The 12,464-nt window shown below is 62.1% G+C and carries 20 protein-coding genes and 1 tRNA gene; 18 read left to right on the top strand and 3 right to left on the bottom strand.

The window, feature by feature from the left end; translation table 11 throughout:
- Window positions 1–7: 7 nt before the first annotated feature.
- Entirely contained in the window at window positions 8–1,168 is a 1,161-nt protein-coding gene (locus ACWV14_RS30565; protein WP_454905546.1) for an esterase-like activity of phytase family protein, read from the bottom strand.
- Between the two features lie 215 nt (window positions 1,169–1,383).
- On the opposite strand from ACWV14_RS30565, the gene rplN reads away from it, so the two are divergent.
- From rplN to ACWV14_RS30475, 18 genes are all read left to right on the top strand, one after another.
- A complete protein-coding gene (gene rplN / locus ACWV14_RS30560; protein ID WP_009124801.1) occupies window positions 1,384–1,752 on the top strand; it encodes a 50S ribosomal protein L14 in 369 nt (122 codons plus the stop codon).
- A 13-nt stretch (window positions 1,753–1,765) separates the two neighbouring features.
- Window positions 1,766–2,098, top strand: a complete 333-nt coding sequence (gene rplX / locus ACWV14_RS30555; protein ID WP_454905545.1) for a 50S ribosomal protein L24 — start codon at window positions 1,766–1,768, stop codon at window positions 2,096–2,098.
- Window positions 2,099–2,109: 11 nt separating this feature from the next.
- Window positions 2,110–2,649 carry a 50S ribosomal protein L5 gene (gene rplE / locus ACWV14_RS30550; RefSeq protein WP_013544114.1) on the top strand — a complete coding sequence of 180 codons (540 nt, stop codon included), beginning with the start codon at window positions 2,110–2,112 and terminating at the stop codon, window positions 2,647–2,649.
- 8 nt (window positions 2,650–2,657) lie between these two features.
- Complete coding sequence (rpsN, locus tag ACWV14_RS30545; RefSeq protein ID WP_081267427.1) at window positions 2,658–2,963, top strand: 30S ribosomal protein S14; 306 nt, start codon at window positions 2,658–2,660, stop codon at window positions 2,961–2,963.
- Between the two features lie 20 nt (window positions 2,964–2,983).
- Window positions 2,984–3,379 (top strand): 30S ribosomal protein S8, encoded by a 396-nt coding sequence (gene rpsH, locus ACWV14_RS30540; RefSeq protein ID WP_081267428.1) that lies wholly within the window; start codon window positions 2,984–2,986, stop codon window positions 3,377–3,379.
- Between the two features lie 24 nt (window positions 3,380–3,403).
- Entirely contained in the window at window positions 3,404–3,937 is a 534-nt protein-coding gene (gene rplF, locus ACWV14_RS30535) for a 50S ribosomal protein L6 (RefSeq protein ID WP_422084534.1), read from the top strand.
- Between the two features lie 14 nt (window positions 3,938–3,951).
- Window positions 3,952–4,317, top strand: coding sequence for a 50S ribosomal protein L18 (rplR, locus tag ACWV14_RS30530; RefSeq protein ID WP_081267539.1), 366 nt, complete (start codon window positions 3,952–3,954; stop codon window positions 4,315–4,317).
- An 18-nt stretch (window positions 4,318–4,335) separates the two neighbouring features.
- Window positions 4,336–4,854, top strand: coding sequence for a 30S ribosomal protein S5 (rpsE, locus tag ACWV14_RS30525; RefSeq protein WP_081267430.1), 519 nt, complete (start codon window positions 4,336–4,338; stop codon window positions 4,852–4,854).
- Between the two features lie 24 nt (window positions 4,855–4,878).
- Window positions 4,879–5,061 (top strand): 50S ribosomal protein L30, encoded by a 183-nt coding sequence (gene rpmD, locus ACWV14_RS30520; protein WP_019653974.1) that lies wholly within the window; start codon window positions 4,879–4,881, stop codon window positions 5,059–5,061.
- An 11-nt stretch (window positions 5,062–5,072) separates the two neighbouring features.
- Complete coding sequence (gene rplO / locus ACWV14_RS30515) at window positions 5,073–5,504, top strand: 50S ribosomal protein L15 (RefSeq protein WP_009124820.1); 432 nt, start codon at window positions 5,073–5,075, stop codon at window positions 5,502–5,504.
- A 27-nt stretch (window positions 5,505–5,531) separates the two neighbouring features.
- The gene (gene secY / locus ACWV14_RS30510) at window positions 5,532–6,845 is read left to right on the top strand and encodes a preprotein translocase subunit SecY (RefSeq protein WP_009124822.1); all 1,314 of its coding nucleotides are present in this window, start codon (window positions 5,532–5,534) and stop codon (window positions 6,843–6,845) included.
- Between the two features lie 64 nt (window positions 6,846–6,909).
- Entirely contained in the window at window positions 6,910–7,023 is a 114-nt protein-coding gene (gene rpmJ, locus ACWV14_RS30505; protein ID WP_013544106.1) for a 50S ribosomal protein L36, read from the top strand.
- Between the two features lie 23 nt (window positions 7,024–7,046).
- Window positions 7,047–7,412: a 30S ribosomal protein S13 gene (gene rpsM, locus ACWV14_RS30500; protein WP_013544105.1), complete on the top strand. Its 366-nt coding sequence runs from the start codon at window positions 7,047–7,049 to the stop codon at window positions 7,410–7,412.
- Window positions 7,413–7,424: 12 nt separating this feature from the next.
- Window positions 7,425–7,829 carry a 30S ribosomal protein S11 gene (gene rpsK, locus ACWV14_RS30495; protein ID WP_009124825.1) on the top strand — a complete coding sequence of 135 codons (405 nt, stop codon included), beginning with the start codon at window positions 7,425–7,427 and terminating at the stop codon, window positions 7,827–7,829.
- Between the two features lie 131 nt (window positions 7,830–7,960).
- Window positions 7,961–8,584 carry a 30S ribosomal protein S4 gene (rpsD, locus tag ACWV14_RS30490; protein ID WP_009124826.1) on the top strand — a complete coding sequence of 208 codons (624 nt, stop codon included), beginning with the start codon at window positions 7,961–7,963 and terminating at the stop codon, window positions 8,582–8,584.
- A gap of 142 nt (window positions 8,585–8,726) precedes the next feature.
- Window positions 8,727–9,716 carry a DNA-directed RNA polymerase subunit alpha gene (locus tag ACWV14_RS30485; protein WP_009124827.1) on the top strand — a complete coding sequence of 330 codons (990 nt, stop codon included), beginning with the start codon at window positions 8,727–8,729 and terminating at the stop codon, window positions 9,714–9,716.
- A gap of 91 nt (window positions 9,717–9,807) precedes the next feature.
- The gene (rplQ, locus tag ACWV14_RS30480; RefSeq protein ID WP_081267431.1) at window positions 9,808–10,206 is read left to right on the top strand and encodes a 50S ribosomal protein L17; all 399 of its coding nucleotides are present in this window, start codon (window positions 9,808–9,810) and stop codon (window positions 10,204–10,206) included.
- Between the two features lie 18 nt (window positions 10,207–10,224).
- Window positions 10,225–10,301: transfer RNA gene (locus tag ACWV14_RS30475), tRNA-Met, on the top strand.
- 145 nt (window positions 10,302–10,446) lie between these two features.
- Here ACWV14_RS30475 and ACWV14_RS30470 read toward each other — a convergent pair.
- Entirely contained in the window at window positions 10,447–10,845 is a 399-nt protein-coding gene (locus ACWV14_RS30470) for a RidA family protein (protein ID WP_081267432.1), read from the bottom strand.
- Entirely contained in the window at window positions 10,842–12,464 is a 1,623-nt protein-coding gene (locus ACWV14_RS30465; protein WP_454905541.1) for an AMP-binding protein, read from the bottom strand. Before ACWV14_RS30465 ends, ACWV14_RS30470 begins: the two co-directional genes overlap by 4 nt.

The raw sequence follows: 12,464 nt of genomic DNA, 5'->3' as shown, positions 1-12,464 counted from the left end.
GGTCGGGTTATTCGAAGGCGAAGGCAGCGAACTGGGTGATCTGCAGCGGATTGAAATTGTCGTCGCTCACGACCACCAGCATGCGCTTGCCGTCGGGCAGCGGCGGCCCCCAGCACATGCCCTCGGTGTTGTCGAGCCGCGACAGGCCCAAGGCGGCGAAGTCCGCCACCAGGGTCTTGGAGGCCGGGCGGTGGTTCCCCGGCGCCAGCGTGTCGATGGAGAGCACCTCGCCGGCGGTGTGGGTGTCGATTTCGTAGAGGCGCAGCGAGTTTCCGGTACCGGTGGCATAGGCGCGCTCCAGCACCAGCATGCGGTGGGCGTCGATCATCAGGATCTCGCTGACGCCGTTGTCGGCATAGGTGCCGGGCACCAGCGGGCGCAGCGGAATGGCGTCGGGCACGTAGGCGATCTGGCGCACGGCGCGGCCGCTCTCCAGGTCGAGCTGGGTGAAGCGGCAGGGGCCGCCGGGCGCGCCGGTGGTGGGCTCGGGGCCATCCTGGATCAGCGCGTTCTCCATGCCCAGCCAGGCGAAGCGGCCGTCCGGCGTGAGGGTGACGCCCTCGAACGTCAGGTTGTCGCGCGGGCCGCGGCGCTTTGCCGGGTCGGGCTGGAACATCGGCGGCATGGCGAATTCGCGCAGGAAGCGCCCGTCGCGGGCGGATTCGTAGAGCGCGGGGCCGAAACCCCGGGCGATGTCGCCTTCGCTGGTCCACAGGATGGTGTCGGTCGAGGGGCGCAGGCGCAGGGCTTCGGGGTCGGGCACCGGGAGGCCGTCGATGGCCTGGCGCCGGCTGGGCCAAGGGCCGCCGCCGGGGCGTTGCAGCTTTACCACGCCGGTGGGTTCGGGCGGCGCGGCCTGCGGCAGGGGCCAACGTGCGGTGTAGTAGCGCACCGGATCAAAGTCTGACCGGTCATCGCTGATGAGCAGGTACTCACCTCGCACCGGGTTGTAGTCGATACCCGAGAGGCCGCCCACCGTGGTGCCTTCTATATGAAGGCGGTGCGCCCAGCGCGCCTCGGCCACCAGTCGCAGCCGGCCGGGGTCCTGCTGCGGAGCGGCGCTCCTGCAGGCGCCCAGGCCCAGCGCCAGCAGGCCGGCCGCGCTGGCCAGAAAGCTGCGGCGGCCTGGATGCGGGGCCGAAAAGAGGGATTTCGCAGGGGTGCGCACCTTCGGGAGTCTAGTGCCAGCGCTTGGTGGTGTAATAGGGTTGTTGACATCGGCACAAGTGCGTGCCACAATCGCGGGCTTCGCTTCCAAAAGGCGAAGCTTTCAGCCCAAAGCGGAAGTGCCTCGAGTGGTTCGAGGTGCGGACGACGGGCCCAAGACTGACCGCGGTGTTTCCCTCCTGGAGGCACATCGGTACAAGTTGGGAATATCAAGAAATGATCCAAACTGAATCCCGGCTCGAAGTGGCCGACAACACAGGCGCGAAATCCGTCCTGTGTATCAAGGTGCTCGGTGGCTCCAAGCGGCGTTACGCCAGCGTGGGCGACGTCATCAAGGTCAGCATCAAGGAAGCCGCTCCGCGTGGTCGCGTCAAGAAGGGCGAGATCTACAGCGCAGTGGTGGTCCGCACCGCCAAGGGCATCCGTCGCGCCGACGGTTCGCTCGTCAAGTTCGACGGCAATGCCGCCGTGCTGCTCAATGCCAAGCTGGAGCCCATCGGCACCCGCATCTTCGGACCGGTCACGCGCGAACTGCGCACCGAGAAGTTCATGAAGATCGTGTCGCTGGCACCCGAAGTTCTGTAAGGACAACAACGCCATGAACAAGATTCGCAAAGGCGACCAGGTCATCGTGTTGGCCGGCCGTGACAAGGGCAAGCGGGGCACCGTCTCGCTGCGCAAGGACGACTCGCACGTCGTCATCGAAGGCCTGAACCTCGTCAAGAAGCACACCAAGCCGAACCCCCTCAAGGGTACGACCGGTGGCATCGTCGAGAAGTCCATGCCCATTCACCAATCCAACGTGGCGATCTTCAATGCCGCGACCGGCAAGGCCGACCGCGTGGGCATCAAGATCACCCAGGGTGCTGACGGCAAGCGCGTGGCTGTTCGCGTCTTCAAGTCCAGCGGCGGCGAAATCAAGTTCGCCTAAGAGGTACTCACATGGCACGTCTCCAACAACACTATCGCGAAAAGATCGCGAAAGACCTGACGGAAAAGTTCGGCTACAAGTCGCCGATGCAGGTTCCGCGCCTCACCAAGATCACCCTGAACATGGGTGTGGGTGAAGCAGTCGCCGACAAGAAGGTTCTCGACAACGCCGTCGCCGACCTGACCAAGATCGCTGGCCAGAAGCCCGTGGTCACCAAGTCGAAGAAGGCTATCGCCGGTTTCAAGATCCGCGAAAACCAGCCTATCGGCTGCATGGTCACGCTGCGTGGCGTGCAGATGTATGAGTTCCTGGACCGTTTCGTGACCATCGCGCTGCCGCGTGTTCGCGACTTCCGCGGCATCTCCGGCCGTGCGTTCGACGGCCGTGGCAACTACAACATCGGCGTCAAGGAACAGATCATTTTCCCCGAGATCGAGTACGACAAGGTCGATGCCCTGCGCGGTCTGAATATCAGCATCACGACGACGGCCAAGACCGATGAAGAAGCCAAGGCGCTTCTCGCCGGCTTCCGTTTCCCGTTCAAGAACTGAGGTGATCCGTGGCTAAAGCATCTTTGATCCAGCGCGAACTCAAGCGCGACAAGCTGGTTGCCAAGTTCGCTGCGAAGCACGCGGAACTGAAGGCGGCTTCCAATGACGTGAAGAAGACCGACGAAGAGCGTGCAGCTGCCCGTCTGGCGCTGCAAAAGCTCCCGCGCAACGCGAACCCCACGCGTCAGCGCAACCGTTGCGAAATCACCGGTCGCCCCCGTGGCACCTTCCGTCAATTCGGTCTGGCCCGCGCCAAGATCCGCGAACTGGCTTTCAACGGCGACATCCCCGGTGTCACCAAGGCCAGCTGGTAAGCCAGGCAGGAGCAAACAACATGAGCATGAGTGATCCCATTGCCGACCTGCTGACGCGTATCCGTAACGCGCAGATGGTGGCGAAGCCCACCGTGTCGGTTCCGTCTTCCAAGGTGAAGATCGCAATCGCACAAGTCCTGAAGGACGAGGGCTATATCGACGGCTTCCAGGTCAAGACCGAAGCCGGCAAGAGCGAACTTGAAATCTCGCTGAAGTACTACGCTGGCCGTCCGGTCATCGAGCGCATCGAGCGCGTGAGCCGCCCCGGCCTGCGTGTCTACAAGGCCAGTGCTTCCATTCCGCAAGTCCAGAACGGCCTCGGCGTTGCGATCGTCACGACCCCCAAGGGCGTGATGACCGACCGCAAGGCTCGCGCCTCCGGTGTCGGCGGTGAAGTTCTGTGCTACGTCGCCTAACCGAGACATCGAGGAGTTACTGAAATGTCCCGAGTAGGAAAAATGCCGATCACCATCCCCGCAGGCGTGGATGTGTCGATCAAGGAAGACCAGATCAGCGTCAAGGGCACGGGCGGTTCGCTCAGCCTGGCCCGCAATGCGCTGGTGAAGATCGTCAGCAATGACGGCAAGCTGAACTTCGAGCCCGCCAACGATTCGCGTGAAGCGAATGCGATGAGCGGCACGATCCGTCAGCTGGTGAACAACATGGTGGTTGGCGTGACCAAGGGCTTCGAGAAGAAGCTCAACCTGGTCGGCGTCGGCTACAAGGCTGCAGCCTCCAACAACAAGTTGAACCTGCAAGTCGGTTACTCGCACCCGGTCAACATCGACATGCCGCAAGGCATCACGGTGGCCACCGCGACCCCGACCGAAATCGTGATCAAGGGTGCTGACCGTCAGCGCGTTGGTCAAATCGCCGCTGAGATCCGCGCTGTTCGTCCGCCCGAGCCTTACAAGGGCAAGGGTATCCGTTATTCGGACGAGAAGATCGTGATCAAAGAGACCAAGAAGAAGTAAGGGGCAGCAAAATGATGTTGACCAAAAAAGCACAGCGTCTTCGCCGCTCGCGCCAGACCCGCATTCGCATCGCGACGCAGGGCGTGGCCCGTCTGACGGTGAACCGCACCAACCTGCACATCTATGCAACCGTCATCTCCGACGACGGCTCCAAGGTGATTGCAACCGCATCGACGGCAGAAGCCGAAGTGCGTACCTCGCTCGGCGGTTCGGGCAAGGGCGGCAATGCCGCCGCAGCCACCGCCGTCGGCAAGCGCATCGCTGAAAAGGCGAAGGCAGCCGGCGTCGAGAAGGTCGCTTTCGACCGCGCAGGTTTCGCTTACCACGGCCGCGTCAAGGCGCTGGCCGAGGCCGCCCGCGAAGCCGGCCTGCAGTTCTAACCGGACACGAGATTCAAAATGGCAAAGATTCAGGCAAGAACGCAGAACGAAGGCCCCGAGGACGGTTTGCGCGAGAAGATGATCGCGATCAACCGCGTCACCAAGGTGGTGAAGGGTGGTCGTATCCTCGGTTTCGCAGCACTCACCGTCGTTGGTGATGGCGATGGCCGCGTCGGCATGGGCAAGGGCAAGTCGAAGGAAGTGCCCGCTGCAGTGCAGAAGGCCATGGAAGAAGCGCGTCGCAACCTGCTGAAGGTTTCGATCAAGAACGGCACGCTGCACCACCAGGTGCAAGGCCACCATGGCGCTTCGACGGTCGTGATGTACCCGGCTCCCAAGGGTACCGGCATCATCGCCGGCGGCCCGATGCGCGCCGTGTTCGAAGTGATGGGTATCACCGACATCGTGGCCAAGAGCCATGGTTCGTCGAACCCCTACAACATGGTTCGCGCCACGCTCGACGGGTTGAAGAACTCGACGACCGCGGGTCAAGTGGCTGCCAAGCGCGGCCTCACCGTCGAAGAAATCTTCGCTTAAGCGCAAGCCGAAAGAAGCATTCAAATGACGCAACAACAAACCCTCAAGGTCCAATTGGTCAAGAGCCCGATCGGTACCAAGGAATCGCATCGCGCGACCGTGCGCGGCCTCGGCCTGCGCAAGCTCAACAGCGTGAGCGAGCTGCAAGACACGCCCGCAGTGCGCGGCATGATCAACAAGATCAGTTATCTGGTCAAAGTTCTGTAAGAGAGACTGATATGGAACTCAATGGCATCAAGCCGGCAGCCGGCGCCAAGCACGCCAAGCGTCGCGTTGGCCGTGGTATCGGTTCTGGCATCGGCAAGACCGCAGGTCGCGGTCACAAGGGCCAGAAGTCGCGCGCAGGTGGCTTCCACAAGGTGGGCTTCGAAGGCGGTCAAATGCCTCTGCAGCGTCGCCTGCCGAAGCGCGGCTTCAAGTCGCACCTGCTGAAGTTCAACGCCGAAGTCACGCTGACTGCCCTCGAGCAGCTCGGCCTGGCCGAAGTGGATGTCCTGGCGCTGAAGCAAGCCGGCCTCGTGGGCCAGCTCGCCAAGGTCGTCAAGGTCGTCAAGACCGGCGAACTGACCAAGGCCGTCAAGCTGACGGGCGTGGGCGCTACCGCTGGTGCCAAGGCTGCGATCGAAGCAGCCGGCGGCAGCATCGCCTGATCACCATCGGACTGAAAGAAGTTCTTCGTGGCAACTAACGCGGCAACGATCGCAAAAACAGGCAAGTTCGGCGACCTCCGTCGTCGGCTCGTCTTTTTGCTGCTCGCGCTCGTGGTCTACCGGATTGGCGCGCACATTCCTGTGCCGGGTATCAACCCGGACCAGCTGGCAGCGTTGTTCCAGGGCCAGCAGGGCGGCATTCTGAGCCTGTTCAACATGTTCTCGGGCGGTGCGCTCTCGCGCTTCACCGTGTTCGCGTTGGGGATCATGCCGTACATCTCGGCGTCGATCATCATGCAGCTGATGACCTACGTGCTTCCGACCTTCGAGCAATTGAAGAAGGAAGGCGAGGCCGGCCGCCGCAAGATCACGCAGTACACGCGCTATGGCGCGCTCGGTCTGGCACTGTTCCAATCGTTCAGCATCGCGGTGGCTCTCGAGTCGTCGGCTGGTCTGGTCATCGCCCCCGGTTTCGGCTTCCGCCTGACCGCCATGGTGAGCCTGACGGCAGGGTCGATGTTCCTGATGTGGCTCGGTGAGCAGATCACCGAACGCGGCCTGGGCAACGGCATCTCGATCCTGATCTTTGCAGGTATCGCGGCCGGCCTGCCGAACGCGATCGGTGGCCTGGCGTCGCTGGTGACGACTGGTGCAATGAATCCGATCATTGCGCTCTTCATCATCGCCGTCGTCGTGCTGGTCACCTACTTCGTGGTGTTCGTCGAACGCGGTCAGCGCAAGATCCTCGTGAACTATGCGCGGCGCCAGGTCGGCAACAAGGTCTATGGCGGCCAGTCGTCGCACCTGCCCTTGAAGCTGAACATGGCTGGCGTGATCCCGCCGATCTTTGCCTCGTCGATCATCCTGCTGCCCGCAACGGTGGTTGGCTGGTTCAGTACCGGTGAAGGCGGTTTCCGCTGGATCAAGGACGTTGCGGGCGCACTGCGTCCGGGCGAACCGATCTACGTGCTGCTGTATGCCGCTGCGATCGTTTTCTTCTGCTTCTTCTACACGGCACTCGTGTTCAACAGCAAGGAAACGGCCGACAACCTGAAGAAGAGTGGTGCATTCATTCCTGGCATTCGCCCGGGTGACCAGACCGCTCGCTATATCGACAAGATTCTGGTTCGCCTGACGCTGGCCGGCGCGGTGTATATCACCTTCGTCTGCCTGCTGCCCGAGTTCCTGATCCTGAAGTACAACGTGCCGTTCTACTTCGGTGGTACCTCCCTGCTGATCATCGTGGTCGTCACGATGGACTTCATGGCCCAGGTGCAAAACTACATGATGTCCCAGCAGTACGAATCGCTGCTGAAGAAGGCGAACTTCAAGACATCGTAGGGCTGTGTTTCAGTATTGAGTCCGGGCGGTAGACCGCCACGTTAAACAGTTTTAGGAGAATGAAATGAGAGTTTCGGCTTCGGTCAAAACCATCTGCCGTAATTGCAAGGTCATCCGCCGTAAAGGTGTGGTGCGTGTGATTTGCACCGACCCGCGCCACAAGCAGCGCCAGGGTTGATTGAAGAGTATTAGAGGACGCACATGGCACGTATTGCTGGCATCAACATCCCGCCGCACAAGCACGCTGAAATCGGCCTGACCGCCATCTTCGGCATCGGTCGCACCCGCGCCCGTCAAATCTGCGAAGCGAGCGGCATCGAGTATTCGAAGAAGATCAAGGATCTGACCGACGCCGATCTCGAAAAGATCCGCGACCAGATCGCTCTGTTCACCATCGAAGGCGATCTGCGTCGCGAGACGACGATGAACATCAAGCGTTTGATGGACATCGGCTGCTATCGCGGCTTCCGTCACCGTCGCGGCCTGCCGATGCGCGGCCAGCGCACGCGCACCAACGCCCGCACCCGCAAGGGTCCGCGCAAGGCTGCGCAGTCCCTGAAGAAATAAGGATAGACCAGCATGGCTAAAGCACCTGCAAACAACGCCGCACAGCGCGTTCGCAAGAAGGTTCGCAAGAACGTTGCGGACGGTATCGCCCACGTGCATGCCTCGTTCAACAACACCATCATCACGATCACCGATCGCCAGGGCAACGCCCTGTCGTGGGCTTCGTCGGGTGGCCAGGGCTTCAAGGGCTCGCGCAAGTCGACCCCGTTCGCTGCGCAGGTCGCTTCCGAAGTTGCCGGCCGTGCTGCTGTCGAACAAGGTATCAAGAACCTCGACGTCGAGATCAAGGGCCCTGGTCCTGGTCGCGAATCGTCGGTGCGCGCACTGGCTGCGCTCGGCATCCGGATCAACTCCATTGCCGACGTGACGCCCGTTCCGCACAACGGCTGCCGTCCCCAGAAGCGTCGTCGCATCTGATCGTCAGTCCGCAAGGCGCAGCCGGCTTTTTCAAGCGGCTGCGCATTTGTTTTTTATCTAAGCCCACTGCCATCCGCGCTTCGCAGATGGCTCCCGCAGGCAACTGCGGCAGATGACACAAAGGAAAAATCGTGGCACGTTACCTCGGCCCCAAGGCCAAACTTTCCCGCCGTGAAGGCACCGACCTGTTCCTGAAGAGCGCCCGCCGCTCCATCCAGGACAAGGCCAAGTTCGACTCCAAGCCCGGCCAGCATGGTCGCACCTCGGGTCAGCGCACTTCCGACTACGGTCTGCAACTGCGTGAAAAGCAGAAGGTCAAGCGCATGTACGGCGTGCTCGAAAAGCAATTCCGCCGCTACTTCGAAGAAGCCGATCGCCGCCGTGGCAACACCGGCGCCAACCTGCTGTTCATCCTCGAGTCGCGCCTGGACAACGTCGTCTACCGCATGGGCTTCGGCTCGACCCGCGCCGAAGCGCGCCAGCTCGTGTCGCACAAGGCGATCACGGTGAACGGTCAGTCAGTCAACATCCCGTCGTACCTGGTCAAGACCGGTGACGTGATCGCCGTGCGCGACAAGTCGAAGAAGCAGAACCGCATTGTCGAAGCGCTGCAACTCGCCCAGCAAGTCGGTATTCCGGCTTGGGTCGACGTGAATGCCGACAAGGCCGAAGGCACGTTCAAGAAGGTGCCCGATCGCGACGAATTCGCAGCCGACATCAACGAATCGCTGATCGTCGAACTGTATTCGCGTTGATTTTTTCTACCCGCCCCGGCGCATTCGCGCCGGCGGGAGATTGATATTGTTGTTCACGTTCCTGCTCCGCGCTTCGTCGCGGATCAGGTGCTTCACCAGCCTTACCGGTGTAACGAGCCGGGGGTATTGAGAGGAAGTCTGCATGCAAACCACCCTGCTGAAACCCAAGACCATCCAGGTCGAGCAACTTGCCGCCAACAAGGCCAAGGTCACGCTCGAGCCTTTCGAGCGCGGCTACGGCCACACGCTCGGCAACGCGCTGCGTCGCGTTCTGCTGTCGTCCATGGTCGGCTACTCGGCCACCGAAGTCACGATCGCTGGCGTTCTGCATGAGTACTCGTCGATCGACGGCGTGCAGGAAGATGTCGTCAACATCCTGCTGAATCTCAAGGGCGTGGTGTTCAAGCTCCACAACCGCGACGAAGTCACGCTGAGCCTGCGCAAGGACGGCGAAGGCCCGGTCCTCGCATCGGACATCCAGACCCCGCACGACGTCGAGATCATCAACCCCGACCACGTGATCGCGCACCTGTCGCAAGGCGGCAAGCTCGACATGCAGATCAAGGTCGAAAAGGGTCGCGGCTACGTGCCCGGCACGATGCGTCGCTATGCGGACGAGCCGACCAAGTCGATCGGCCGCATCGTTCTCGACGCGTCGTTCTCGCCCGTCAAGCGCGTGAGCTACACGGTCGAAAGCGCCCGTGTCGAACAGCGTACCGACCTGGACAAGCTGCTCGTCGAGATCGAAACCAATGGTGCCATCACTGCGGAAGACGCAGTTCGCGCTTCGGCTAAAATCCTGGTCGAGCAGCTCGCAGTGTTCGCGCAGCTCGAAGGCGGCGAACTGGCTGCATTCGATGCACCGGCACCGCGCAGCGCACAGCAATTCGATCCGATCCTGCTGCGCCCTGTCGACGAGCTCGAACTCACCGTGCGTTCGGCGAACTGCCTGAAGGCCGAAAACATCTATTACATCGGTGATCTGATCCAGCGCACCGAAAACGAGCTGCTCAAGACCCCGAACCTGGGTCGCAAGTCGCTCAACGAAATCAAGGAAGTGCTCGCCTCCCGCGGCCTGACCTTGGGCATGAAGCTCGAAAGCTGGCCGCCGGCCGGTCTCGACAAGCGTTGATTTGAATTTTTGAATTTGGCTCCCCAAAGAGCCAGTGCACCGGGCAGTACCTGATACGGCTGCCTGTTTTTATAAAGTAAAGGAAAGCACCATGCGTCACGGACACGGACTCCGCAAACTCAACCGCACCAGCTCGCACCGCCTCGCGATGCTGCAGAACATGATGAACTCGCTCATCGAGCATGAAGTCATCAAGACCACGGTCCCCAAGGCCAAGGAACTGCGTCGCGTCATCGAACCGATGATCACGCTCGCCAAGAAGCCCACGCTGGCCAACAAGCGCCTGGCTTTCGATCGCCTGCGCGACCGCGACAGCGTCGTGAAGCTCTTCGGCGAACTCGGTCCGCGTTTCGCAGCCCGTCCGGGCGGCTACACGCGCATCCTGAAGATGGGTTTCCGCGTGGGCGACAACGCGCCGATGGCACTGGTCGAACTCGTCGACCGTCCTGAAATTAAAGAAGACGCAGCCGAGCAAAACGCTGCTGAATAAGCTATAATTTATTCTTGCCGCGCGATGGAGCAGCCTGGTAGCTCGTTGGGCTCATAACCCAAAGGTCGCAAGTTCAAATCTTGCTCGCGCAACCAATTTAAAAGGCCCTTTGAATTTTCAAAGGGCCTTTTTTCTTGGCCGGTAAATGAATTGAAAAAGCCCTCGCAAAGAGGGCTTTTCTGTTTCTGGAATTTACGCGCGCTCGTTACGGTGAAAGTGCGGCGCATGCCCGATGAGGCATCAGTCCGGAATGACCGCCGTCACCTCGATCTCGACCTTCGCGCGGTGTTCCACCAGCGCAGCCACCTGCACGCAGGTCATGGCCGGGAAGTTGCGCCCCATCGCATCGCGATAGACCGGGCCCAGCTCGGAGAGGCGGCGGCTGTATTCGTCGCGGTCCGTCACGTACCAGGTCATGCGCACCATGTGCTCGGGGCCCGCGCCGCCAGCGCGAAGCACTTCGGCGATGTTGCGCAGCGCCTGGCCGCATTGGTCGATGAAGTCGTCCGACTCGAACTGTTGTTGCGCGTTCCAGCCGATCTGGCCGCCGACGAACAGCATCGTTCCGCGTGCGGCGACGCCGTTCGCATAGCCCTTGGGAGGCAGCCAGCCTTCGGGCTGCAGGAGTTTGTTGATCATGATGTTGTGTTGGGTTGTCTCAGTTTGAATCGCTGGAGCTTGCCAGTCTCGGTGCGCGGAAGCGCCGTGACGAACTCGATCTCCCGCGGGTATTTGAAGGGCGCGATCGTCGCCTTCACATGGTCCTGCAGCGTCTTCACCAAGGCTGCATCGCCTTCATGGCCGGGCTTGAGCACGCAGAAAGCCTTGACGATCATGCCGCGGTCCGCGTCCGGCTTGCCGATCACACCGCACTCCGCCACGGCGGGGTGCTTCAGCAACGCATCTTCCACCTCCGGCCCGCCGACGTTGTAGCCGGCCGTGATGATCATGTCGTCGGCGCGCGCCTGGTAGAAGAAGTAGCCGTCGTCGTCCTGCACGAACGAATCGCCCGGGTAGTTCCAGCCGTTCTTCACGTAGTCGGCCTGGCGCGGATCGTCGAGATAGCGGCAGCCCACGGGCCCCTGCAGCGCCAGCTTGCCGACAGTGCCATGCGGCACCTCGTTGCCTGCGTCATCCACCACCTTCGCGGTGAAGCCCGGCACCGCCTTGCCGACTGCGCCGCGGCGCACCTCGTCGCCGGCAGCCGAGATGTAGATGTGGAACACCTCGGTGCCGCCGATGCCGTCGAGCATCTCGATGCCGGTGGCTTCCTTCCATAGCTGCCGCGTGGCGTCGGGCAGTGCCTCGCCGGCGCTCACGCTGATGCGAAGGCTCGGCATGCCGTGCTGCTTCACGAAGGGTGCCATCTGGCGGTAGAACGTGGGCGCGGTGTAGCTGATGGTCGCCCCGACTTGGTTGATCAGCTTCACGAGCCCTTCGGGCGAGAACGGTGCATCGGGAAAGTACACCGAGGCACCGGCCCACATCGGAAACACCAGCAGCCCACCGAGCCCGAATGTGAAGGCCAGCGGCGGCGAGCCCACCACGATGTCGTCGCTGCGCGCCTTGAGCACGTGGCGCGGCCAGGTCTGGCACATCGCGAGCACGTCGCGATGCGTGGTCACCGGTGCCTTCGGCTTGCCCGTGGTGCCCGACGTGAACGCGAGCAGCGCGATGTCGTCCGATGCCGTGGGGCATGCGGTGAACACGCCGCTCTTCTTCGCGGCGCGCGCCGAGAGCGAGTCCGGTGCATCGGGCTGGTTGAACGCGATCACGGTGGCCAGCACCGGATGTTCCCGCTGCGCGATGGCGAGTTCATCGAGCAGCCGGCCATCGCACAGGGCGGCCACGGGCCGTGCTTTCTCGATGATCTCGCCCAGTTCCTTCGCGCGCAGCAGCGGCATCGTCGCGACCGCGATCAATCCCGCCTTCACCACCGCGAGCCAGGCCAGCGCCATCGCCACCGAGTTGCCGCCGCGCAGCAACACGCGGTTGCCCGGCACCAGCCCGAGGTCTTGCGTCAGTACCTGCGCGATGCGGTTGACCTCGACGGCCGCTTGCGAATAGGTGAGCGTGCCCTGCGGCGAACGAAGCATCAGGTTGTCGCCGAAGCCCTTGGCAGTTGCCTTGTCGAGCAGTTCCTCGACCAGGTTCAACTGGTCGGGCAGTTGCAACTCGGGCAGGTCGTAGCGAAAGACGGGCAGCTGCGCGGCTGGCGGCAGGCGGTCGTGAACGAAGCGGTCGACTTGGGCAGACAC

Source organism: Variovorax durovernensis (assembly GCF_977011995.1).
The sequence above is the reverse complement of the archived record's forward strand: the minus strand, read 5'-3'. Positions and strand labels throughout refer to the sequence as shown.